General features: G+C 49.1%; 1 protein-coding gene and 1 pseudogene. One reads left to right on the top strand and one right to left on the bottom strand.

The annotated features are described in order from the left end of the window. Positions 1 to 590: pseudogene (locus DVK07_RS22425) on the top strand (hypothetical protein); the annotation flags it as partial. A 53-nt stretch (positions 591 to 643) separates the two neighbouring features. Here the strand turns inward: DVK07_RS22425 and DVK07_RS19245 are convergent. Next, positions 644 to 1,129, bottom strand: a complete 486-nt coding sequence (locus DVK07_RS19245; RefSeq protein ID WP_121598488.1) for a hypothetical protein — start codon at positions 1,127 to 1,129, stop codon at positions 644 to 646. Positions 1,130 to 1,291: the final 162 nt, after the last annotated feature.

Genomic DNA, 1,291 nt, shown 5'->3' with positions numbered 1-1,291 from the left:
ACCGGATTCGCGGCCTCACAATGATCCTCATCGCAAACAATGAACAGGGAGTCTTTGCAGATGTTGATGACCGAATCAACAGTCGCCTCGCCAACGCCACTCGCATCCATTTCAGACAATACCACCACGACGAATTGGTCGCTATCCTTCAAGATCGTGTCCGGTGGGGGCTCAATCCCGATGTTATAGACACGAAGGAACTCGATTCAATTGCGAATAACGCGGCTGGTGATGCTCGCGTAGCAATTGGAATCCTTCGGCAAGCTGCTCGCACCGCCAACGCTCAACAGATGAATGAAATCTCTGAGGACGTTATTCGGAAAGTCACTCCGGAAGCGAAATCGGAAATCAAGCAGAAAACCGTTGATCGTCTCACTACCCACCAGGAAGTCCTATACGAGACGATCACTGAGTACGGCGAAATTTCACCGAATGAATTGTACGAGGAGTATTGTAATCGATGGGTGATCCGAAGACGCAACGCATGGTCCGGAACTACTTATCGAAGCTTGAACACTACAATCTCATCGAAGCAGAAGGCAACACGCGAGGGCGGACCTACCGTACCGTTCCGTAATGAGCCCTGTTGAAGTCTCTTCTTCAAATACATTCTCGTCTGAAACAACTGGTCGCTGAAGACTGCTTATTGAGTAATAGTTTGAGTGGTCATCGTTTTCAGCGTATAGCTTCCCTCCCCCTCAACGGTGTGTCGAACAATTACGTCCTTCGGAGGGTGTGTAAACTCGACTTCCGCGTTGTACGCTATTTGCCCCTCGCACTCAGGAACATCTGTGTTCTCGTGCGAATCGGAAGGGCCAAAATCGATGTGGACCATCATATCTGCGTTTTCTCGATCGCTTTCTCCGACGCCATTCTGAGTTTGTATGTATAATCTATCAGCGATCCGCGGGACTGCAATGCTACCCTTGACCTCTATTCGTGTCCCGTCATCTGAATTACTTGCTATCGTTGCCAATTCATTCGGGGTATCACTACAGCTCCGATTTCGGGCCTCAATACTGCTCGATACAACTTCAGGCGTGGTCATCGTCGAGAAGTCAGCTAAACAGCCTGCCAAGCTACCAATACTGACGGTCCCGAGTAGCGAGAGGAGGGCTCTTCGACGCATATTACACCATTACTCTTGGACGGATAAATACATTCTCTCGATGTCATATACCTGTACTGAGCGCTCTTTGAGTCCCCTGTACTGACCAAAAAAGCCAGATATATTACTGTCTAAGGGCTTCAACAGAAGCTTTCGGAAACAACACGCCCTTGCCTTTGACCA

Source organism: Halorubrum sp. Atlit-26R, assembly GCF_003666015.1.
GTDB lineage: Archaea > Halobacteriota > Halobacteria > Halobacteriales > Haloferacaceae > Halorubrum.
The sequence above is the reverse complement of the archived record's forward strand: the minus strand, read 5'-3'. Positions and strand labels throughout refer to the sequence as shown.